This is a genomic window from Massilia sp. DD77, from assembly GCF_036961685.1.
Classification (GTDB): Bacteria; Pseudomonadota; Gammaproteobacteria; order Burkholderiales; family Burkholderiaceae_D; genus Telluria.
In genome coordinates, this window is record NZ_JBAMDH010000045.1 from 1 (window position 1) to 21,003 (window position 21,003).

Sequence of the window (21,003 nt, forward strand, 5' to 3'; positions counted from 1 at the left end):
CGACGCGTCGATCGTTAGCGGCTCCGATACCGCGCCCGCCTGCTCGTCGGCTAACCGTCCCGCGTCGGCGCACAGCCGCCAGCCTCACGCTATCGCCGCGATTAATTAGGACTCCTTGACATATCAGGCGTTCCTGGTATTCTAGCGCCCATGGACATCCAACCAGAAACCCCATGGGACAGCACGCCGGACATCTCGGCGCGCATCGTGACCGCCATCGGCCGCATCGCCACCGTGCTGCGCTCGGGGATGTGGGAGGTGTCGACGAGCGAAGGCCTGAATCCGGCCCAGGCCGAGATCCTGCAGCTGCTGCAGCACCGTACCCGCGGCGTGCGCCTGAGCTGGCTGGCCAAGCAGCTGTCGATTTCGCCGGCCAGCGCCAGCGATTCGGTGACCGCCCTCGTGAACAAGGGATTGGTGCGCAAGGCGAAAGCCGAGGACGACGGCCGCGCCACTGCTCTGCACCTGAGCGCGGAAGGAGAGCAGGTCGCCGCGCGCCTGGCCCATGCGCTGTCCTTCGCCGACACCGCGGCCTCGCAGCTGCCGCAAGGACAGCAGGTACAGATCCTCACCGGCCTGTTCAAGCTGATCGCCGAGCTGCAAAAGACCGAGCGCTTCCCGGAGCTGCGCGCCTGCCTCTCGTGCCGGCACTTCGAGGCGAACAAGTATCCCGGCGAAGCGGTGCCGCACCACTGCGCACTGGTGAATGCGCCGCTGCCGATTTCCTTCCTGCGCATCGACTGCGCGGAACATGAACCCACCGATCCGCTGACCCAGCGCCGTAACTGGGAAAGCTTCGCCTGAATTTTTTTTTGCGCCCAATACTTAGGACTCCTACTTTAAAGGGTGAACTGGCCGCACCCATGACCGGCCAGGCAATCAAGGAAAACACCATGTCCCGTATCGAACTCGTCAACCCATCCAACGCCCAGGGCGAGGCCGCCGCGCTGCTCCAGCAGATCAACGGCGCCTTCGGCGGCGTCCCCAACATGTTCCGCGCCGTCGCCAACTCGCCGGCCGCGCTCAAGAGCATGTGGGGTTCCTTCGGCGCCATCGGCCAGGGGACGCTCGGCGCGCGCCTGGGCGAGCAGATCGCCGTCGCCATCGCCGACCGCAACGACTGCGAATACTGCCTGGCCGCGCACACGGCGCTGGGCCGGAAGGCCGGCGCCAGCGCCGACGACATGGCGGCCGCACAGGCCGGCGAATCGAGCGAGCCGAAGACCGCGGCCGCGCTGAAGTTCGCAGTCGCCGTGGTCGAGAAGCGCGCCCACATCGGCGAGGCCGATATCGCCGCCCTGCGCCAGGCGGGCTTCGGCGACGGCGAGATCGTCGAGATCATGGCGCACGTGGCCTTGAACCTGTTCACCAACTACGTGAACGTGGCCTTCAAGGTGCCGGTCGATTTCCCGGGCGTGAAGCTGCGCGCGAAATGATGCACCCGACCTCGTCCCAGGCCGCGCTTCCCGCACCGGAATTCGAGGTCTCGGCCTGGCTGAATGCGCCGGGCCCGGTGACCCTGGCTTCCCTGCGCGGCAAGGTGGTGGCCGTCTACGCCTTCCAGATGCTGTGCCCGGGCTGCGTCGCGCATGCAATCCCGCAGGCGCAGTCCATCTCCCGGCACATCGGGCGCGACGACCTGGCGGTGCTCGGGCTGCATACCGTGTTCGAGCACCACGAAGCGATGAACGAGAACGCGCTGCGCGCCTTCATCCACGAGTACCGGATCGGCTTCCCGGTCGGGATCGACCGCCCCGCGGCGCGCGGCCCGGTGCCGGGCACGATGGCGCGCTACGGCATGCGCGGCACGCCGACCCTGCTGCTGTTCGACCGCGGCGGCGTGCTGCGCCACAGCCTGTTCGGCCACGCGCCCGACATGCAGGTGGGCGCGCTGCTCGGGCAGCTGCTGGCCGAAGCCGCGCCGGCCGGCTGCGCCGACGACGGCTGCCTGGTCCCGCCGGGGAGCGATGCATGGAATGCCTAGCGTCGTCCTTCGGACGCACTCTCATCAAGCTCAACCAACGACAAGGAGCAACCCAATGAAGGACCCAACCGGCACCGGCGCACCGGTCCTCTACCACGACGGCTGCTCCACCTGCCTGCAAATCGCTACCACGCTGGCGCGCCTGATGCCCGCGCTGGAAGTGGTCGACCTGAGCCTGCAGGGCGAGCGCACGGCCGAAGCGGAGATGCTCGGCGTGAGCGCGCTGCCCTGCCTGGTGGCGGGTGGCGAGCTGCTGCCGGTCAGCCCGCACTCGATCCTGGCCGAACTCGGAATGCACTGAGCGCGCGACGGCCGACCGGAGGGGCAGTGCCGCACCGGCCGGTACTGCATAGTCCCGCGCGAAGGCTGGCTGGCCACCTTCGAGCGGCCGGCTGGCTCACCGGCCCGACGGGACGAGGAGCCGCCGCGGCTTGCCGCCTGCAGCGGATCAGCTGCGCAGGAAGGCCAGCAGGTCCGCGTTGAGCTGGTCCTTGTGGGTGGTGGCCAGGCCGTGCGAGCCGTCCGCGTACACCTTCAGGGTCCCCTGCGGCAGCAGCTCGACGGCGCGCCGCGCGGTGGTGTCGATCGGAACGATCTGGTCGTCGCCGCCGTGGATGACCAGGGTCGGGATGTCCATCTTCTTGAGATCCTCGGTGAAGTCGGTCTCCGAGAACTGCTTGATGCAGGCGTAGGCGCTCTTGAGGCTGCACTGCATGCCCTGCAGCCAGAAGGTGTCGCGTACGCCTTCCGAGACCTTGGCGCCCGGACGGTTGGCGCCATAGAAGGGGAGCGTGAGGTCCTTGAAGAACTGGGCGCGGTCGGCCAGAACGCCGGCGCGGATGCCGTCGAACACCTCCATCGGCACGCCTTGCGGATTTGCCGGCGAGACCACCATCTGCGGCGTCACGGCCCCGACCAGCACGGCCTTGCTTACGCGGTCCGTGCCGTGGCGGCCGATGTAGCGCGCGACTTCGCCGCCGCCGGTCGAGTGGCCGACCAGCATGGCGCCGCTCAGGTCGAGCGTCTCGATCACGGTGGCGAGGTCGTCGGCATAGGTGTCCATGTCGTTGCCGTGCCAGGCCTTGCTCGAGCGGCCGTGGCCGCGGCGGTCGTGGGCGATCACGCGGTAGCCGTGCTCGGCCAGGAACATCATCTGGTCTTCCCAGGCGTCGCCCGACAGCGGCCAGCCGTGGCTGAACACGACCGGAACGCCGTGGCCCCAGTCGGTGATGTGAATCTGGGTGCCGTCGTGGACGGTGACCTTGTCGAGGGTGCGGGTGCCTTTCATGCTGGATCCTTTCTGCTGGGCGGGAGGGGGGAAGCGCCAGTGCGGCGCATCACGGCATTCTGGAACCCCGCGGCGGGTCCGTCCATGCGGACGAAGGGATAGATGCCGCCCACACCTTCGTGCTGTGCCGGCTCCACCCCTTGAAGACATGTCTTTCATTGGCATGTTCTCAACGCAAGGCAGTCGTCTTACACTGGAGGTAAATACGTCCGGAGAGATGCGATGCACGCACATTCCGCAGCCCAGCTGCCAACCGGTCCGCACGCCTGTTGCGGCCTGGCGGAGGGCATGGCGTGCGTCCCCGGTGGCGCGGCGGGGAGCCCATGAGCACCGCGCCGCGCGCACTCGTCATCGGCGGTTCGCTGGGCGGGCTGCTGGCGGCCAATGCGCTGCGCGCGGTGGGCTGGGAGGTCGAGGTGTTCGAACGCTCGGCGAGCGAGCTGACCAGCCATGGCGGCGGCATCGTGCTGCAGCCGGACGTGCTGACGGCCTTGCGCTTCGCCCAGCTCGATGCCGAGCACCTGCCCGGCGTCCAGTCCGACGAGCGCCTCTACCTCGACCGGGGCGACCGCATTCTCCAGCGCGCCCACCAGCCGCAAACCCAGACCTCATGGACCGTGCTCTACCGGACCTTGCGCGCCGGCCTGCCGCCGCAACACCTGCATGCGGACCGGAACTTCCTGCGCTATGAGCAGGCGGAGCAGCGGGTGACCGCCCATTTCTCGGACGGCGCGAGCGAGAGCGGCGACTTGCTCGTTGGCGCCGACGGTGCGCGCTCGGCCGTGCGTGCGCAGATGCTGCCCGGCCTGGCGCCGCGCGCGGCCGGCTATGTGGCCTGGCAGGGCATGGTGCCGGAAGCGATGCTGCCGCCGGCCACGCGCGACAAGCTCGACGGCGCATCCGTGTTCCAGCAGGGCGACGGCCACCTCCTGATGGCTTACCTCGCGCCGGGCGAACACGGCGCGGTCGAACCCGGCAAGCGGTGCTGGAACTGGACCTGGTACCGCCGGGTGGGACAGGACCAGACCCTGGACGCCTTCCTGGTGCCGAAGACCTTGTTCGAGGATGCGCGCCAGCTGGCCGCGCCATCATTCCGCGTGCTGATCGACACCACCGAAAGTCCGGCCGCCCAGGCGGTGGTCGACCTGGAGGTGCCGAAGATGCTGGACGGCCGCGTGCTGCTGTGCGGCGACGCCGCCTTCGTGCCGCGCCCGCACACGGCGGGCAGTACCGCCAAGGCCGCCGCCGACGCGCTCACCCTCGCCATGCTCCTGAACCAGCGCCAGGCGTCGCCCGACATCGGCCTGGCACAATGGGAGCAGCTGCGCCTGACAGCGGGGCAGGGCATGGTAATGGCGGGCGCGGCGATCGGCGACCGGATCATGGGCATGTCGCGCTACTGAGGTCCTGTTGAATAGTTGCAGTTCGTCACTTGCACTGTTCAACGGGGCTCCGCTATAATGCGGCCTCTTGCAGCTCACAGCAAGAATCGACCGAATCAGGAGAGGTGGCAGAGTGGTCGAATGTACCTGACTCGAAATCAGGCGTACGGGTGACCGTACCGTGGGTTCGAATCCCACCCTCTCCGCCAGTAGTAATAAAAAAGGCTCCCGACGGGAGCCTTTTTTATTGCGTACGCGGAAGGAGTGAGCCACCGATGTGGCTCACGCGTGGGATTCGAAGCCGGGCGCTTGCAAGCGCCCGGGCGGCCTGCGGGACGTAGGCGAATCCCCGCTTCTGCGCCAGTAGTAATAAAAAAGGCTCCCGACGGGAGCTTTTTTTATTGCGTACGCGGAAGGAGTGAGCCACCGATGTGGCTCACGCGTGGGATGCGAAGCCGGGCGCTTGCAAGCGCCCGGGCGGCCTGCGGCATGTAGGCGAATCCCCGCTTCTGCGCCAGTAGTAATAAAAAAGGCTCCCGACGGGAGCCTTTTTTATTGCGTACGCGGAAGGAGTGTGTGCCGGCCTACTCAGTCCTGCAGGACCGCATTCGCCGCCGCCACCAGCTCGCGCAGGACAAAGGCGGCGAGGGGATTGGAGTGGTCGCGGCGGTGGATCACCGAAGAGATGGGCAGGCTGAGTCCCTCGGCGTCCAGCGGCGCGATCCTCAGGTCGGCGTGATTCCGGAACAGCCGGGTGACGATGTCCGGCAGGACCGCAACCAGGGGGCTCTCCTTGACGACGAAGGGAATCGACAGCGGCGTCGCCGCATGGACCACGATCTCGCGCTTGAGCCCAAGCGCCTGGAAGGCCAGGTCGACCATGCCCGGCGCGTCTCCCGTATAGCTGGTGTGGATGTGCGGCAGGGCCGCCAGGTCCCGCAGGCCGAAGGAGCCAGGCAGGCTGACCAGGGCCGGATTGAACACGCAGGCGTAGTGCGCCGTATAGAGCACCGTCTGCTGGTGCACCGTGCGAACATGGGGAAAATGACCCACGGCGAGCTGGATCTGGCCCCCGTCCAGCTGCTCCAGTTGCTGCCAGGCCGGAATCGCCTGGACCGACAGACTCAGTCCCGGCGCCAGCGGCCGCAGGCGCGCCATCAGGGCCGGGAGCAGCAGGGCTTCCAGCGGATCGGTCAGGGAAAGGCGGAACTGTGCATGCACCTTCGCCGGGTCGAATTCGGTTTCGGTAAATGCCACTGCATGCGCGTCGAGCAGCAGCTGCCGGATGCGCGGGGCGAGGGCGCGCGCGCGTTCGGTGAGGGCCATGCCCGGTCCCTCGCGGTAGAGGATCTCGTCGGCGAAGATGTCCCTCAGCCGCGCCAGGGCGTGGCTCATCGCCGGCTGGCCGATATGCAGCCGGGCCGCAGCCCGCGTCACGCTTGCTTCCGCCGCGAGCGCGTCGAACGCGACCAGCAGGTTGAGGTCGAGGCGCCGGAAGGCGCCGTGGTCTATATCATCCATATCGATATCCTACATGCCTACAATCGATTTTTGTAATGATACGGTTTCCCGTAGACTGGGTGCATGTCTGCCGTCTCCACGCTCCCCCTCCCACGCCCCGACGCGCTTCGCCCGCGACTGATCGCGCTCGGCGCCGTCACCAGTGTCGAATTCATCGAAAACGGCATGGTCATGTTCGCCGCCGGCCAGATCGCCGCCGGCTTGCATCTGTCGGCGCAGGAATTCGCGTTCGCCTACACGCTCTACGGGGCCGGTGCGATCCTCATGCTGTTCAAGCACCGCTGGATGGTGGAGCGCCTCGGCTACCGCCGCTTCGTGCTCCTGTCGCTGGCCTGTTTCGGGATCGGCAGCGCGCTGTGCGCCCTTGCCGGCGGCCTGGCGCAGTTCGCCGCCGGGCGCCTGCTCCAGGGGCTGGGCGGGGCCACCTTCTTCACGGCCGGCCGCCTCGCAATGAACGACTTGCCGGAGCCTGCGCGCCGCGCCGGGCTGCTCACCTTCGTCGCCAGCCTGCTGGGCGCGTCGGCGATCGCGCCCTTGTTGGCGGTGGGGCTGATGGAGCTGGGCCAGTGGCGGGCGCTGTTCTGGTTCGGCGTGCCGCAAGCGCTGCTGGTCGGCTGGGGCGCCCATGCGCACCTGTCGCGCAGCGTCATCCCGCGCGAGGAGCGTTCGACCGAACACTGGGGCTGGCTGTTGTGGCTGTGCGCGGGGGTCTTCGGCCTGCAGCATGCGATCCAGGCGATCGGCCTCGGGACCAGCGAGCCGCGTACCGTCGCGCTGGCGGCCGGTACCTCGATCCTGATGCTCGCCGTCTTCGCATGGCGGCAGCGGCGCAGGGAACGGCCACTGATCGACTGCCGGGGCCTGGCCCAGCAACGCTACCTGCTCGGCCTTGCCATGTACTTCATCGGCTACTGCCTGATCGGCAGCAGCGGGCTGATGGTGCCCATCCTGCTGCATACGGTGCTCAGCTTGTCCCTGCTCGAGAGCGCCATGGTCACCTCGTGCGCCATGGCCGGCAGCGTGACGGTCGCGCTGCTGCACCTGCGCTTGGCGCAGGGCCGCCCGCGGCACCGGCTGTTCATGCTGGCCGGGCTGGCGCTGTTCGGCGCCGGCAGCCTGGGGCTCTCCACGGCCGATGCCCGCAGCGCCTGGCCGGAGCTGGCGCCCGCCGTCCTGGCCATCTACCTGGCCATTCCCCTGTTTCTCGGGCCGGTGGCCGCCGCGACCTTCACCGGGCTGCCCGGCAAGGCCTTCTCGCACGGCTACCAGGTCAAGAACATCATCCGCCAGGTTGGGCTGTCGTCCAGCATCGCCCTTGCCACGGTGGCGCTGCACCTGGTCTCCCGCGAACAGGTCTTTACCCTGATGGCGATGGCCGTGATTCCGGCCGGCCTCGCGGTCATGGCCCAGCGCGAGTTTCGATAAGGCCGCTCAGCCCGCGAACAGGGTAGCGAGGACCGAACGAATCCAGATGTTCGTGGCGTCCTTGTGGTACTTGCGGTGCCAGTGCTGCTTGAGGTCGAACTGCGGAATCTCGAGCGGCGGCTGGATCAGGCGGATGTTGGCGATCTTGGCAAAGGATTCGCCCACCGCATAGGGCACCGTCACCAGCAGGTCGGTCGAGGCGATGATGAAGGGGATCGACATGAAGTGCGGCGTCGACAGCACGATGCGGCGCTCGATCCTGTGCCTGGCCAGCAGCTGTTCGAACACTTCCTGGCTGCGTCCCTCCGCGCTGATGACGGCATGGCCGATGCGCAAGAAGTCCTCCATCGACATGCGGTCGCCCTTGATCCGGTGCTTCGCATTGAGCAGGCTGATGAAGGAGTGTGTGAACAAGCGCTGCTGGAAGAAGTTGCGCGCCTTGAGGTCGGGGAAGTAGCCGACCGCCAGGTCGATGTCGCCCGCTTCCAGTCCTGCCGCGATCTCGCCCGGCGGCAGGGTGACGGAACGCACCGTGGCGCCGGGCGCATGCGCCTGCAGGTAGGCCAGCAGCTTGGGCAGGAAGGTCATTTCGCCGATGTCCGACAGCGCGAAGGTGAAACGGCGCGTGGTGCGGGCCGGGTCGAAGGCGGCACTGGCCAGCACCTCGTTCTTGACCCGCGACAGGATCTCGCGCGTGGGCGCCATCAGGGCCACCGCGCGCGGCGTCGGCGCCATGCCGTGCGAGCCGCGGATGAACAGCGGGTCGCCCAGCGCCGTGCGCAGCTTGTTCAGCGCAATGCTCACCTTCGGCTGGCTCCAGCCGAGGCGCTCGGCCGCGCGGCTGACGCTGCGCTCCTCGGCAATGGCCAGCACCACGGGCAACAAGTTCAGATCGAATCCGAGGTCGTCGTTCATATCTAAAAATCGAATAAACGTTATCTACTAAATTATCTTGAGGTATAACACAGCTTCTCTATGATTGCACCAGGGTCGACGAACCCGTACAACAATCAAGGAGACAGGCATGAATCGTTTATCGGTCGCGTCGTGGTGCATCGTCACCGCGTTTGCCGCAGCTTCGCCCCTCGCCCTGGCGCAAAGGGACACCATCAAGATCGGCGTCATCACCTCCCTCAGCGGCCATGCGGCCGAAAGCGGCGCCCAGATGAAGGCGGGGATCGACACCTGGCTGCGCATGCATGGCTCCACGGTGGCGGGCAAGCGTATCGAAGTCATCTACAAGGACGACACCGGCACCCAGCCCGAGATCGCCAAGCGCCTGGCGACGGAGCTGGTCACCCGCGACCGCGTCGACGTGCTGGCCGGCTTCGTGTTCACGCCCAACGCCATGGCGGCGGCCGGCATCGCCGACCAGGGCAAGAAGCCGATGGTGGTGATGAACGCCGCCGCCTCGGCGTTGACCACGCGCTCGCCCTATGTCACCCGGGTGTCCTACACCATCGCGCAATCGGCCAAGCCCCTGGCCGAATGGGCCTACAAGACCGGTGCGCGGCGCGTCTACACAGTGGTATCCGACTACGCGCCGGGCATCGACGCCGAGACCTGGTTCAACAACACCTTCACCGCCCTGGGCGGCAAGATCATCGGCTCGGTGCGCATGCCGATGGGGAGCGTCGATTACGGCGCCTTCGTCCAGCGCATCAAGGACGAAAAGCCCGATGCCATCCACGTCTTCCTGCCGAATGGCCAGCCCATGGTCGCGTTCACCAAGGCCTATCGCGAGAAAGGGCTGGACAAGGCCAATATCCGCTTCCTGGGCGGCGAAGGCTGGGGCGACGAGGACGTGCTCAAGGCGGGCGGCGACGCGCTGGTCGGAATCTATTCCTCCGGTTTCTATTCCTACACCCGTCCCGGCGCCGAGAACGCGAAGTTCGTCGAGGAGTTCGGCAAGACGGTGGGCGGCAAGATGCAGCCCAGCTTCCTCGCCGCATCCTCCTACGACGGCATGGCGCTGATCGCCAAGACGCTCGCGAGAACGAAGGGCAATGCCGACGGCGCGGCCTTCATGCAGGCGCTCAAGGGCTACACTAGCAGCAGCCCGCGCGGCACGGTGACGATCGACCCGGCCACCCGCGACATCGTCCAGACCATGTACATCCGCCGCATCGACAAGCAGGGCGCGAAGCTGGTCGCAACCGAAATCGACCGCTTCGACGGCGTCAAGGATCCGGCCAAGGAAGCCGGCAAATAAAGGAGACCCGAGCATGTTCCCACTCAACCAATGGTATGTCGCCGGCTTTTCCTGGGAGCTGCAGGACAAGCCGATCGCCCGCACCCTGCTGAACCAGCATGTCGTGATGTTCCGCACCGGTTCCGGAGAAATCGCCGCGCTCGAAAACCGCTGCTGTCACAAGTCGCTGCCCCTGTCCTGCGGTACGATCGAGGAGCGCGGGGTGCGTTGCGGCTACCACGGCCTGCTGTTCGCACCCGGCGGCGCCTGCCTCGAAGTGCCGGGGCAGGCGCGCATTCCCGTCAAGGCGCGGGTCAAGGCATTTACCGTCGTGGAGAAGGACCAGATCCTGTGGATCTGGATGCCGCGGGAAGAGGGCGGCACCCCAACCTGCGAGGCTCCCGACTACCAGGTGCACAGCGATCCGCGCTACCGCTTCCGGGGCGATGTGTTCCACTACGACGCGCCTTACCAGCTGATCCACGACAACCTGCTGGACCTGAGCCATCTCGGCTACGTGCACCTGAAAACCATCGGCGGCAACGCGGCGGTGCACATGAACGCCGAGCTGAAGGTCGAGGCGGCCGGCGACCAGGTGCGGGTGCTGCGCTACATGCCGGATTCAAGCCCGCCGCCGACCTATCTCGGCGCCTGGCCTTTCGCTGGACGGATCGACCGCTGGCAGGAGGTCGAGTTCAATGTCAGCCACCTGAACATCTGGACCGGCGGCGCCGACGCCGGCACCGCCGACATGCGCGACCCGCAGCGCGGCGGCTTCCACATGCGCGGCTTCCATGCGATCACCCCGGAAACCGAGACCACTGCGCATTACATGTGGACCATGGCGGCCAACAGCCACCCCGACCGGCCGGACATGACCGACCTGGTATACGAGCAGACGGCGCTGACTTTCCAGGAGGATAAGGAGGTGATCGAGGCCCAGTGGAAGAACATGCAGCGCCACTCCGGCGCGCCCCAGGTCGACATCCACGTGGACGTGGGGCCGAACCGCGCGCGCCGCGTGATCGAGCGGCTGGTGAAGGAAAACACACAGGCCGCGCCGCAACCGGTGGCCGTGCCATGAGCAGCGGCATGTTCGAAGCGAAGGTGGTGGCGCGCGTGCAGGAAGCGCAGGATATCGCCAGCCTCGAGCTGGCCGGCATGGACGGCGCGCCGCTGCCGCCCTTCACGGCCGGCGCGCACATCGACATCGAGGCCGCCCCCGGGCTGGTGCGGCAGTACTCACTGTGCAACGACCCTCGCGAGCGCCACCGCTACCGGATCGCGGTGCTGCGCGACCCGGCCTCGCGCGGCGGTTCGCAGGCGGTGCACGAGCGTATCCAGCCCGGCGCCACGGTCCGGATCAGCGCGCCGAGGAATCACTTCGCGCTGGCGCCGGCGCCGCGCTACCTGCTGCTGGCGGGCGGCATCGGTGTGACGCCCATCCTGTGCATGGCGCAGCAGCTGGCGCACGAGGGAGCCGAGTTCCGGATGCATTACTGCGCGCGTTCGCCCGAGCGCATGGCCTTCGCCGGGCGCATCCGCCAGTCCGGGTTTGCCGACAGGGTGAGCTTTCATTTCGATACGGCGCAAGCGCTCGATATCGGCGCCGCCCTGCTGGACGCCGGCGCCGATGCCCACCTGTACGTCTGCGGCCCGGGCGGGTTCATCGACGCCGTCACCACGGCGGCGATGGGGCAAGGCTGGGAGGAGGGGCGGGTACACCGCGAGTACTTCACAGCGCCGGTCCATGACAGCAGCGGCGACCGGCCGTTCGCACTCAGGATCGCCAGCACCGGCCGGCTCCTGGCCGTGCCCGCCGGGAAGACGGCGCTGGCGGTACTGCAGGAGAACGGGATCGACATCCCGGTCTCCTGCGAACAAGGCATCTGCGGAACCTGCGCCACCCGGGTGCTGGACGGCGTTCCCGAGCACCGCGACGACTACCTGACCGACGCGGAACGCGCCGCGAACGACCAGTTCACGCCGTGCTGCTCGCGCGCCAGGAGCGGCACGCTGGTGCTCGACCTGTAGGGCTTACTGGCGGCTCATTGGCAAGCAAAGCTGGAGGCCTGCTCGACGTCGCCGCTACCCTTGTAGCGTGCGACCTTCGGATAAGGGCAGAGCGGACGGGAACGGCTTGCCGACCAGGCGGCCGGGAGGTCGCTGTTCACGCCGCCGGCATTCCCCGCACCGCGCGCGCCGGCCGTCACCGAATCCGGCGCCTGTCCTTTTTCCACCCAGTTGACGAGCGGCGTGAGCATGTCGAACTGCTCGGTGGCCGGGCCGCCCGAGCAATGGTTCATGCCGGGCACGCGGAAGTAGCGCGCGAAGTTCGCCGCATCGCCGCCGTTCGCCGCGCGCAGTCCCTCGTACCATGCGGTGGTGTCGTCGCTCGAGAAGATCGGGTCGCTGGTGCCGTGGTACACCAGCATCTTGGCGCCGCGGTGCTTCAGTGCCGCGAGATTGCTGCCGTTCGGCGGCGTCATGAACGCGTAGCCGCTTTCCGGATAGGTCGGGCTGGTGGCGTTCACCCTGGCCAGCATATTGCCGAGGTTCCCGTTGGCGACAAACGTGGCGCCGTCGAAGCCGGCGACCGACTCCGGCGGTACCGCCCACACCAGGCCCACGGCGCCGGCGTCGCGCGTGCTCGGGGCGCTGAATTTCCACGAAGCCCAGCCGGCGGTGGCGAAGCCGGCGTCATACGGGAAGCTGGTGTAGATCGTGGTCCCGGTCTCGGTCTTGGCGCCGCTGAACAGCGCGCCGATGCCGGATTTCTGCGCCGCGCTCAGGCAGCTGCCGTCGCGCGCACCGGAGCAGGTCGGTACATCGCGGTTCAGGTCGAAGGCCGCTTGGCAGGCGCCGGTGTCCTGCACCAGGCCGTCGGCCACGCCGTCGAGGGCATCGCACTTGCCCAGCACCGCGCGCGAGACCAGGCCGCGCTCGGCCGCAGTAAAACCGGTGGACGGATCACCCGGCGTGCTCGCCAGCGCGGCATAGGTCTTGCCGCCCGCGATATTGGCGATCGCCGCCAGCGGCAGGCGGTAGCCGGGATTGCCGACCAGGTAGCCGTCATACTGGTCGGCGTAGCGCGCCGCGGCCACCATCGCGTGCCGTCCGCCGTTGGAGCAGCCGCCGATGTAGGAGCGGTCCGGTCCCTTGCCGTAGGCGCCGCGGATCAGCGCCTTGGCCATCGGCGTCAGCTTGCCGACGGCTTGGTAGCCATAGTCCAGGCGCGCCTGCGGATCGATGCCGAAGAAGGGTGTTGGCGCGCCGTGGCCGGCGTCCGAGCTGATGACGGCGAAGCCCATGTTCAGGGCGTTGTCGAGCGGCCCGCCGCCGCCCACCATGCCGGTGGCGGCGAGGACGCTGCCATCCAGGCCGCCGTTGGCCTGGTAATAGAAGCGGCCGTTCCAGTTGAGCGGCAGGCGCATCTCGAAGCCGATGGCGTAGGCCTGGCCGTCGACAGCGCTGGTGCGGCGGTGCATCTGGCCCTGTACCTGGCAATGGGCCGGGATCGGCTTGCCGGCGACGGCCAGCGTGCCGGCGGCGATGGCGTTGACCGCCATGATGCTGGTGTCGGGATAGGCCAGGCGCGCGGCCAAATCGGCGCAGGAAGCGAGGCTGGAAGTGGTGGCGGCGGTCAGGTTCGGCAGCGGGGCTTCGTCGCTGTCGCCGCAGCCGGCGACGAGCAGGGTGGCCATGGCGCCCAGGATACGGAAATTCATGCGTGAGTACTCCTCTGTAGTCGAAAACAGATCACGTGCAGGATGTCGGGGCGAGCAGGTCCGTCGCAGCCGTGCGGCTGCGATGGGACCTGCTTTGGAAGGGAAGGGGTGCCTTAGTTGGGCATCACGTCCTTGAGGACGCCAATCGGGTGGTTCACGAGCTTGCCGTTCACCTTGCGGACCTCGCGGATGTACATGTTCTGGACGATGTCGCGGGTCTTGGGGTCGATGCTGATCGGGCCGCGCGGGCTGTTCCACTTCATCCCGGACAGCACCTTGACCGCCTCGTCGCCGCTCACCTTGCCGTTCAGCCGGCGCACGGTCTCGTAGATCATGCCCATGGTGTCGTAGGCGGCGACGGTGACGAAGGTCGGCGCCGGACGGCCCGGATTGGCTTCCGCGAAGGCCTTGAGGAAGCTGCGGTTGGCCTCGTTGTCGAGCGCCGTCGAGTAGTTCAGCACCGTCACCGCGCCCAGGGCGCGCTCGCCCAGCGCTTCCAGGGTCGGCGTGTCGCTGGTCATGTCGCCCACGCCCAGGAACTTGATGCCGGCCTTGTCCAGGCCCTTGTCGCTATAGGCCTTGAGCATGCCGGCGCCGTCTTCCGCGCCCGGGGCGAAGAAGAACACGGCGTCCGGCTTCTCGTCCTTGATGCGCTGGACGAAGGGCGAGTAGTCCGGGTTGGCCAGCGGCACGCGCGAGGAACCGACGATCTTGCCGCCCGCCTCGAGCAGGCCCTTGGAGAACAGCTTTTCCGCGTCGTGGCCGGTGCTGTAGTCGGTGACCAGCGAATAGACCTTGCCGATCTTGTTCTGCGCGGTCCAGGTGCCGAAAGGCTCGGTCATCTGCTGCATCGTCATCGAGGTGCGCAGCATGTAGGGCGACTTGGCCGTGATACCGGTGGTGACGGCGTTCATCACGATCATCGGGACCTTGCCCTGTGTGGCCACCGGCGCCACCGCCAGCGCGCTCGGCGTCAGCGAAAAGCCGATCAGGAAGTTGACCTTCTCGCGGCCGATCAGCTCCTGCGCGGCGCGCTTGGACAGTTCGACGTTGCTGCCGCCGTCGTCGCGGTAAATGATCTCGACCTTCTTGCCGGCGACCTTGTCGCCATGCTGCTTCATGAAGGTCTTGATGCCGTCCTCGAAGGGCTTGCCGATATTCGCGAACGGCCCGGTGAGCGCGGCGATGACACCGATCTTGATGGTGTCGTCCTGCGCGTGGGCGCCGGCGAAGGGCAGGAACGCGAGTCCAATGCAGGCCAGGGTCTTCAGTTTCATGTCGTCTCCGTTGTTGTTGTCTTGCGTTGTAGTCGTGCTTTCAAGTCTTATCGGGCAACGATGGTGAGCGGATCCGCACCTTCGTACATCGCATCCACCAGGGCCGCGCGGCGCTGCAGCACCGCCGCCTGGTTGATCGAACCCTTGTCGGTCTGTTCCCGGTGGTCGATCGACGGCGGCTCGGACAGCAGCAGCAGGCGGTCGATCCGCTTCGAGGAACCGCCGGCATCGCGGTTCAGTTCCGCCAGCAGGCCCGTGAAGAAGGCCCTGACAGGCGCGCTGGCCAGCACTTCCTCCGCGGACGCTTGTGGCCCCAGGTCCGCCAGCTGGCGGCAGTTGTCCAGCCGCGGGAACACCAGCATGCCGATGGCGTGGCGGTTGATGCCGGTGACGACGGCATCCTGTACATAGGGTGCGCCCAGGCTGATGGCGCGTGCGCGCATCGGCCCGACGCTCACGAAGGTGCCGGTGCTGAGCTTGAAGTCCTCGGCGATGCGGCCGTCGAACATGAAGCCGAGCGCCGGATTGCCTTCATCGACGAAGCGCAGCGCGTCGCCGGTGCAGTAATAGCCCTCGTGGTCGAAGGCTTCCGCGCTCAGGTGCGGCGCGCGCCAGTAGCCTGGCGTCACGTGCGGACCATGGAAGCGCGCTTCCAGCTTGTCGCCCACCGGCACCAGCTTGACCTTGCAGCCGGGCGCAGGTACGCCGACATAGCCGGCCTTGACGATCGGTCCGGTGCCGAAGGTACAGGAGGGCGAGGTCTCGGTCATGCCCAGGCCGGTCATGATGCGGATCGATTCGCCGCAGTGGCCGGTGGCCACCCGGTCGAGGTGGCTCCAGGCGGCCTGCGACAGGCCGGCGCCGGCGCAGAAGAACAGCTTTACCCGCGAGAAGAAGTTGTCCGCCAGCCGGGCATCGGACTCCAGCGCTTCGGTGAGCATTTCCCAGCCGGCCGGGATGTTGAAGTAGACCGTCGGCGCGATCTCGCGCAGGTTGCGCAAGGTCGCGGCGAAATCGCGCGGGGTAGGGCGGCCGTCGTCCAGATAGAGCGTGCCGCCGTTGTAGAGCACGATGCCGACGTTATGGCTGCCGCCGAAGGTATGGTTCCAGGGGAGCCAGTCGAGCAGCACCGGCGGCTCCTCGCGGAAGAAGGGGAAGGTCTGCAGCAGCATCTGCTGGTTGCTGCACAACATGCCGTGGGTGGTGATCACGGCCTTCGGCTTCTTGGTCGAGCCCGACGTGAACAGGAACTTGGCGATGGTCGCCGCACCGACCGTCTGGTTGCGGGCGTCGATGCCGGACGGCGCGGTGTCGAGCAGGCTGTCGAAGGCCGTGGCGCTGCGGCCTGGAATGTCGCCGCGCGCCAGGATCAGTTCCGCTCCGTCCGGCAGCACGGCGTCGATGGCGCGCCCAAACAGTTCGCCATCGGACGCGAACAGCGCCCCTGGCGTGAGCTGGGCGACCAGGTCGGCCAGCTTGGCCGGATCGGTGGCCACCAGCGAATAGGCCGGCGAGAGCGGTGCATACGGGATGCCCGCATACATGGCGCCCAGCGCCAGCTGGAAGTGCTCGAGGTCGTTCCCCGAGAGGATCACCAGCGGCCGCTCGGCATCCAGGCCGCGGTCGAGCAGGGCCTGGCCGATGCAACGCGCCCGTTGCAGGACCTCGGCGTACGACAGGCGGATCCATTCGCCGTCCGCGCCGCGGCGCGCCACCAGGATGCGCTCGGGATGGACGCGCGCACCCTCGACCAGGCGGTCGGTGAAGCATGCGGGGTAGGGGTCGAGCGGCGTGACGGCGTCGACATGCCACACGCCGCCGGCCTGGCGCACCGCGATCTCGGGATTGCCGAGCGCCACGGCGCGCTGTTTCACCCCGCCGCGTTCCGCGATCAATGACTGGGTCATGGCGGCCCCTTTCAGATCGGGTAGTGGCGTGGCGTGGTCTGGATCGTGATCCAGCGCAGGTCGGTGAACTCGGCGATGGCCGCGCGGCCGCCGAAGCGTCCGTAGCCGCTGCCTTTCACGCCGCCGAAAGGCATGTGCGCCTCGTCGTGCACGGTCGGGCCGTTGATGTGGCAGATGCCGGATTCGATACGGCGCGCCACCGCCATCGCGCGGCCGATGTCGCGGCTGAATACGGCGGAGGACAAGCCGTACTCGCTGTCGTTGGCCAGGCGGATCGCTTCCTCGTCGCTGTCGAAGCGCAGCACCGAGACGATCGGCCCGAAGGATTCTTCCTGGTAGACCAGCATGTCGGTCGTCACCCCGTCGACGATGGCCGGCTGCATGATGTTGCCGTCCACGGTCTCGTCGAGCTGGGTGACGGTGGCGCCGCGCGCGCGGGCGTCCTGCAGCATGGCGGCGACGCGGCTGGCCGCGCTTGGATCCACCATGCCGGCCAGCGGCGCGTCCGAGCGCGCGGCCTTGAGCGTGGCGGTCTTGGCTGCGAGCTTCCGGACAAAGTCGTCGGCAATCTTGCTGTCGACGATGATGCGGTCGGCCGACATGCAGATCTGGCCCTGATTGAAGAAGGCGCTGAAGGCGGCTGCTTCGACCGCCTCGTCGAGGTCGGCGTCATCGAGGATGACGAGCGGGTTCTTGCCGCCCAGTTCGAGCAGCACGGGTTTCAGGTGCCGCGCGGCCTGCTCGGCGATGATGCGGCCGACGCGGGTCGAACCCGTGAAGTTGATGCGGCGCACCGCCGGATGTGCGATCAGGCGCTCGACGATGGCTGGCGCGTCGTGCGGCGCATTGGTGATCACGTTCACCACGCCCGGCGGGAAGCCGGCGTCGGCGAAGGCCTGGCCGATCAGGCGGTGCAGGGCGGGGCACAGCTCGGAAGCTTTCAGGATCACGGTATTGCCGCAGGCCAGGGGCATGGCGACGGCGCGCGTGCCCAAGATGACGGGTGCGTTCCAGGGTGCGATGCCGACCACCACGCCGCAAGCCTGGCGCACGCCCATGGCGAGCGAGCCCGGGACGTCGGAGGGAATCACTTCGCCGGCGACCTGGGTGGTCATGGAGGCGGCTTCGCGCAGCATGTTGGCGGCCAAGGTCACATTGAACTGGTACCAGACCGGCGCGCCGCCCACTTCCTCGATCCCCGCTTCGACGAACCGACCGCGCAGGGCTTCCATCTTGTCGGCGGCCTTGAGCAGCAGGGCGCGACGCGCGCCGGGCGCCAGTGCCGACCAGGCCGGGAAGGCGTCGCGCGCGGCCGCGACCGCGGCATCGGCGTCGTCGAGGGTGGCGGCGGCCGCCACCGTGGCCACCTGGCCGGTGGCAGGATTGCGGCGCTCGAAGCTGGCGCCGTTCGATGCGGGCCGGGCTTCGCCGCCGCACAGCAGATCGGTGTGGAACATCGGGGTGTCTCCTGTATGTGCTGGATGGATGGCGGCCTCCTGCCGGGCAGGGGCCGCCGTCGTTCTTCTTCTTATTATGATGTGGGCGCGGCCAGGCCGCGCGGGTCAGCCACGTTTATAAGCTTGCAGGCCCGGCTTGATCGTCTTGTCGTCCAGGAACTGCTTGAGGCCTTCCTTGCGGCCTTTTTCCGGGTCGCGCTGGTTCGACTGGTCGGTCTTGGCGTACAGGTAGTCCTCGCCCTGTTCCCAGGTCAGTTCGCGGCAGCGCTTGAAGCCGATCTTTGCGTAGCGCAGCACCACCGGGTTTTTCTCCAGCAGCTTGCCGGCCAGTTCGATCACGGCCTCGCGCAGGTCGTCCCTGGGCACGCTCTTGTTGATCAGGCCCATGGCTGCCGCTTCCTTGCCGGTGAAGGTGTCGCCGGTCATGATGTAGTGCAGCGCCTGGCGGTGGCCCATGGTGTCGGCAACGGCCTTGCTGACCAGGTTACCCGGCGGGATGCCCCAGTTGACCTCGGACAGGCCGAATACCGCGTCGTCCGCGGCGATCGCCAGGTCGCAGGCCACCAGCGGCGAGAAGGCGCCGCCGAAGCACCAGCCGTTCACCATCGCGATCGTCGCCTTGCTATACATGCGCAGCAGCTTCCACTGCCATTGCGAGCAATCGCGGCGCATGCGTTCCTGCATGATCTCGGGCTTGCCGTCGGTCTCGCGGAAGTATTCCTTCAGGTCCATGCCGGCGGTCCAGGCGTCGCCGGCGCCGGTCAGCACTACCACCTGCGCCTCGTCGTCCAGCTCGAGGGTCTCGAGCACATCGATCATTTCGCGGTTGAGCGTCGGGCTCATCGCGTTACGCTTCTCCGGACGGTTCAGGGTGATCCAGCCGATGCCGTTCGAGACCTCGACCTTCACGGTTTGCCAGCGGGCGTCATATTTGGACATAATGTCTCCTCAGTAGTAAGCATTGTTATCGGATTGCAGTATCAGGCTACCTGATATGTGTCTTATACTATGCGTACCCGATCCGCTTTACAAGCACTTTTTCATGGCCACCCAAAAAAAATCCCCGACCCCCTCCGTCACCCCACGCCCGATGGGTCTCGCCTACCTGGTCGGACGCCTCGACCACGTGCTCAACCAGCGCCTGCGCGAGAGCCTCGCGCCCGCCGGCCTGTCGGTGCCGCAGTACACGGCGCTGTCGGTGTTTCGCGCGCACGGCTCGCTGTCGAACGCGCAGCTGGCCACGCGCACGATGATCTCGCCGCAGTCGGCCAACGAGATGGTCAAGCAGATGGAAGGGAAGGGCTGGATCGAGCGCAAGCCTGATCCGGCGCACGGCCGCATCATCCAGATCAGCCTGACCGCGTCGGGCGAGGCGATTCTGGAAGCGTGCGACGCCAGGGTGGTGGAGGTGGAAGAGCAGATGTTCCCCGCGCTGGGGGAGGAAGCGCGCGCGCTGCTGCATGGGCAGCTGCGCGCGGCGGTGAAGGCCCTGAGCGTGCAGGGCCTCTAGATCAGCGGGATTACTTGCCTTCCTTGCCCGGATCCTTCTGGTTCGGGAACTGGTCGAACTCGACGTTGTACGGCTCGTTGCCGATCTTCTCGACCTTGCGCACGTAGACGGTCTGCACCACGTCGCGCGTGGCCGGGTCGATGCTGATCGGGCCGCGCGGGCTGTTGATCTTCATTCCCTTCAGCACCGCCATCGCCTTCGGCCCGTCGATCTTGCCGTTCAGCTTCTGGCTGACCTGGTAGATCGCGTTCATGCCGTCATAGGCCGCCACCGCCATGAAGTTCGGACGCCCGCCTTTCGGGTTGGCGCCGGCGAAGCTCTTCAGGAAGGCCTCGTTCTCGGGCGACTTGTGCGCGGCCGAGTAGTGGAAGGTGGTGATCACGCCCAGGGTCGCGTCGCCCATGGCCGGCAGCACATGGTCGTCGGTCAGGTCGCCGGTGGCGATCACCTTGATGCCGGCGTCCAGCAGGCCGCGCTCGCGGTAGCCTTTCATGAAGGCGATGCTTTGCTCACCCGCCGGCACGAACACGAACACCGCGTCCGGCTTCGCGTCCTTGATGCGCTGGATATAGGGTGCGAATTCCGGGTTGCGCAGCGGGACGCGGATCGCCTCGACCACCTTGCCGCCGTTCTTCGCCAGGCGCTCGCTGAAGGCCTTCTCGGCATCGATGCCGGGGCCGTAGTCGGCCACCACGGTGGCCACGTTGCGGATCTTGTTCTTCACCGCCCAGTCGCCCATCGGCGCCGAGATCTGCGGCAAGGTCATCGAGAAGCGCGCGATGTAATCCGACTTGGTGGTGATGATGGAGGTCGCCGCGTTCATGACGATCATCGGCTTCTTCGCCTGCTGGGCGATCGGCGCCACCGCCAGCGCTTCCGGAGTCAGGCCGAAGCCGGCCAGGAAGTCCACCTTGTCGCGCACCACCAGTTCCTGCGCCAGGCGCTTGGCGATCTCGGGCGAGGGGCCGGTGGTGTCCTTGTAGATCACCTGGATCTTCTTGCCTGCCACCGTGTCGCCGTTCTTCGCGATCCAGGCCTTGATGCCGCCTTCCATCTGCTTGCCATAGTCCGCGAACGGACCGGAGAACGCGGCGATCACGCCGACCTTGATGGTGTCCTGGGCCTGCGCGAGCGGGACGGCGAATGCGGTCGTGACGGCCAGCGCCGCCATCGTCTTGAACTTCATGAGTTGTCTCCTGTTGGTGTGGTCTGGTGCCAGCCCGGAAGCCGCCTGTCCACGTCCGTCATTTTAAAACGGGTTGTTGACAAGCTTCCGTTACGCAAATAGTATCGCTTCACCGTTCGATTAACAACCTCTTGTTCGATAATCGCA

General features: G+C 67.2%; 19 protein-coding genes and 1 tRNA gene. 11 read left to right on the forward strand and 9 right to left on the reverse strand.

The window, feature by feature from the left end; all coding sequences use genetic code 11:
- The first annotated feature begins 150 nt into the window (after window positions 1-150).
- The 4 genes from V7778_RS21955 (at window position 151) to V7778_RS21970 (ending at window position 2,285) form a co-directional block, all read left to right on the forward strand.
- Window positions 151-804, forward strand: coding sequence for a MarR family winged helix-turn-helix transcriptional regulator (locus V7778_RS21955; protein WP_335559180.1), 654 nt, complete (start codon window positions 151-153; stop codon window positions 802-804).
- Between the two features lie 89 nt (window positions 805-893).
- Window positions 894-1,436 carry a carboxymuconolactone decarboxylase family protein gene (locus tag V7778_RS21960; protein ID WP_335559181.1) on the forward strand — a complete coding sequence of 181 codons (543 nt, stop codon included), beginning with the start codon at window positions 894-896 and terminating at the stop codon, window positions 1,434-1,436.
- A complete protein-coding gene (locus tag V7778_RS21965; RefSeq protein WP_442920748.1) occupies window positions 1,436-1,984 on the forward strand; it encodes a peroxiredoxin family protein in 549 nt (182 codons plus the stop codon). The genes V7778_RS21960 and V7778_RS21965 overlap by 1 nt, the downstream gene beginning before the upstream one ends.
- A 55-nt stretch (window positions 1,985-2,039) precedes the next feature.
- A complete protein-coding gene (locus V7778_RS21970) occupies window positions 2,040-2,285 on the forward strand; it encodes a hypothetical protein (RefSeq protein ID WP_335559185.1) in 246 nt (81 codons plus the stop codon).
- Between the two features lie 147 nt (window positions 2,286-2,432).
- On the opposite strand, the gene V7778_RS21975 is transcribed toward V7778_RS21970, so the two are convergent.
- A complete protein-coding gene (locus V7778_RS21975; RefSeq protein WP_335559186.1) occupies window positions 2,433-3,272 on the reverse strand; it encodes an alpha/beta fold hydrolase in 840 nt (279 codons plus the stop codon).
- Window positions 3,273-3,595: 323 nt separating this feature from the next.
- Here V7778_RS21975 and V7778_RS21980 point away from each other — a divergent pair, with 323 nt between their 5' ends.
- Together V7778_RS21980 and V7778_RS21985 are read left to right on the forward strand one after the other, a co-directional pair.
- Window positions 3,596-4,675, forward strand: a complete 1,080-nt coding sequence (locus V7778_RS21980; RefSeq protein ID WP_335559189.1) for an FAD binding domain-containing protein — start codon at window positions 3,596-3,598, stop codon at window positions 4,673-4,675.
- 98 nt (window positions 4,676-4,773) lie between these two features.
- Window positions 4,774-4,863: transfer RNA gene (locus V7778_RS21985), tRNA-Ser, on the forward strand.
- Window positions 4,864-5,242: 379 nt separating this feature from the next.
- Here V7778_RS21985 and V7778_RS21990 read toward each other — a convergent pair.
- Complete coding sequence (locus V7778_RS21990) at window positions 5,243-6,175, reverse strand: LysR substrate-binding domain-containing protein (RefSeq protein WP_335559190.1); 933 nt, start codon at window positions 6,173-6,175, stop codon at window positions 5,243-5,245.
- Between the two features lie 63 nt (window positions 6,176-6,238).
- Here V7778_RS21990 and V7778_RS21995 point away from each other — a divergent pair, with 63 nt between their 5' ends.
- Entirely contained in the window at window positions 6,239-7,600 is a 1,362-nt protein-coding gene (locus V7778_RS21995) for an MFS transporter (protein ID WP_335559193.1), read from the forward strand.
- Between the two features lie 6 nt (window positions 7,601-7,606).
- On the opposite strand, the gene V7778_RS22000 is transcribed toward V7778_RS21995, so the two are convergent.
- The gene (locus tag V7778_RS22000; RefSeq protein WP_335559195.1) at window positions 7,607-8,515 is read right to left on the reverse strand and encodes a LysR family transcriptional regulator; all 909 of its coding nucleotides are present in this window, start codon (window positions 8,513-8,515) and stop codon (window positions 7,607-7,609) included.
- A 109-nt stretch (window positions 8,516-8,624) separates the two neighbouring features.
- Here V7778_RS22000 and V7778_RS22005 point away from each other — a divergent pair, with 109 nt between their 5' ends.
- The 3 genes from V7778_RS22005 to V7778_RS22015 are packed head-to-tail and all read left to right on the forward strand — an operon-like array spanning window position 8,625 to window position 11,825.
- A complete protein-coding gene (locus V7778_RS22005) occupies window positions 8,625-9,812 on the forward strand; it encodes an ABC transporter substrate-binding protein (protein ID WP_335559197.1) in 1,188 nt (395 codons plus the stop codon).
- A gap of 13 nt (window positions 9,813-9,825) precedes the next feature.
- Window positions 9,826-10,875 carry an aromatic ring-hydroxylating dioxygenase subunit alpha gene (locus V7778_RS22010; RefSeq protein WP_335559199.1) on the forward strand — a complete coding sequence of 350 codons (1,050 nt, stop codon included), beginning with the start codon at window positions 9,826-9,828 and terminating at the stop codon, window positions 10,873-10,875.
- Window positions 10,872-11,825: a PDR/VanB family oxidoreductase gene (locus tag V7778_RS22015; RefSeq protein WP_442920746.1), complete on the forward strand. Its 954-nt coding sequence runs from the start codon at window positions 10,872-10,874 to the stop codon at window positions 11,823-11,825. The genes V7778_RS22010 and V7778_RS22015 overlap by 4 nt, the downstream gene beginning before the upstream one ends.
- Window positions 11,826-11,839: 14 nt before the next feature.
- Here V7778_RS22015 and V7778_RS22020 read toward each other — a convergent pair whose 3' ends face one another.
- The 5 genes from V7778_RS22020 to V7778_RS22040 form a co-directional block, all read right to left on the reverse strand.
- Complete coding sequence (locus tag V7778_RS22020; RefSeq protein WP_442920747.1) at window positions 11,840-13,519, reverse strand: tannase/feruloyl esterase family alpha/beta hydrolase; 1,680 nt, start codon at window positions 13,517-13,519, stop codon at window positions 11,840-11,842.
- Between the two features lie 113 nt (window positions 13,520-13,632).
- Window positions 13,633-14,796, reverse strand: coding sequence for an ABC transporter substrate-binding protein (locus tag V7778_RS22025; RefSeq protein ID WP_335559204.1), 1,164 nt, complete (start codon window positions 14,794-14,796; stop codon window positions 13,633-13,635).
- Between the two features lie 47 nt (window positions 14,797-14,843).
- The gene (locus tag V7778_RS22030) at window positions 14,844-16,703 is read right to left on the reverse strand and encodes a feruloyl-CoA synthase (RefSeq protein ID WP_335559205.1); all 1,860 of its coding nucleotides are present in this window, start codon (window positions 16,701-16,703) and stop codon (window positions 14,844-14,846) included.
- Between the two features lie 11 nt (window positions 16,704-16,714).
- Complete coding sequence (locus V7778_RS22035; RefSeq protein ID WP_335559207.1) at window positions 16,715-18,160, reverse strand: aldehyde dehydrogenase; 1,446 nt, start codon at window positions 18,158-18,160, stop codon at window positions 16,715-16,717.
- A 105-nt stretch (window positions 18,161-18,265) separates the two neighbouring features.
- Window positions 18,266-19,099: a p-hydroxycinnamoyl CoA hydratase/lyase gene (locus tag V7778_RS22040; RefSeq protein WP_335559208.1), complete on the reverse strand. Its 834-nt coding sequence runs from the start codon at window positions 19,097-19,099 to the stop codon at window positions 18,266-18,268.
- Between the two features lie 103 nt (window positions 19,100-19,202).
- On the opposite strand from V7778_RS22040, the gene V7778_RS22045 reads away from it, so the two are divergent.
- Entirely contained in the window at window positions 19,203-19,670 is a 468-nt protein-coding gene (locus tag V7778_RS22045) for a MarR family winged helix-turn-helix transcriptional regulator (RefSeq protein ID WP_335559210.1), read from the forward strand.
- A 10-nt stretch (window positions 19,671-19,680) separates the two neighbouring features.
- Here the strand turns inward: V7778_RS22045 and V7778_RS22050 are convergent, their stop codons facing one another.
- A complete protein-coding gene (locus V7778_RS22050; protein ID WP_335559212.1) occupies window positions 19,681-20,856 on the reverse strand; it encodes an ABC transporter substrate-binding protein in 1,176 nt (391 codons plus the stop codon).
- Window positions 20,857-21,003 lie beyond the last annotated feature (147 nt).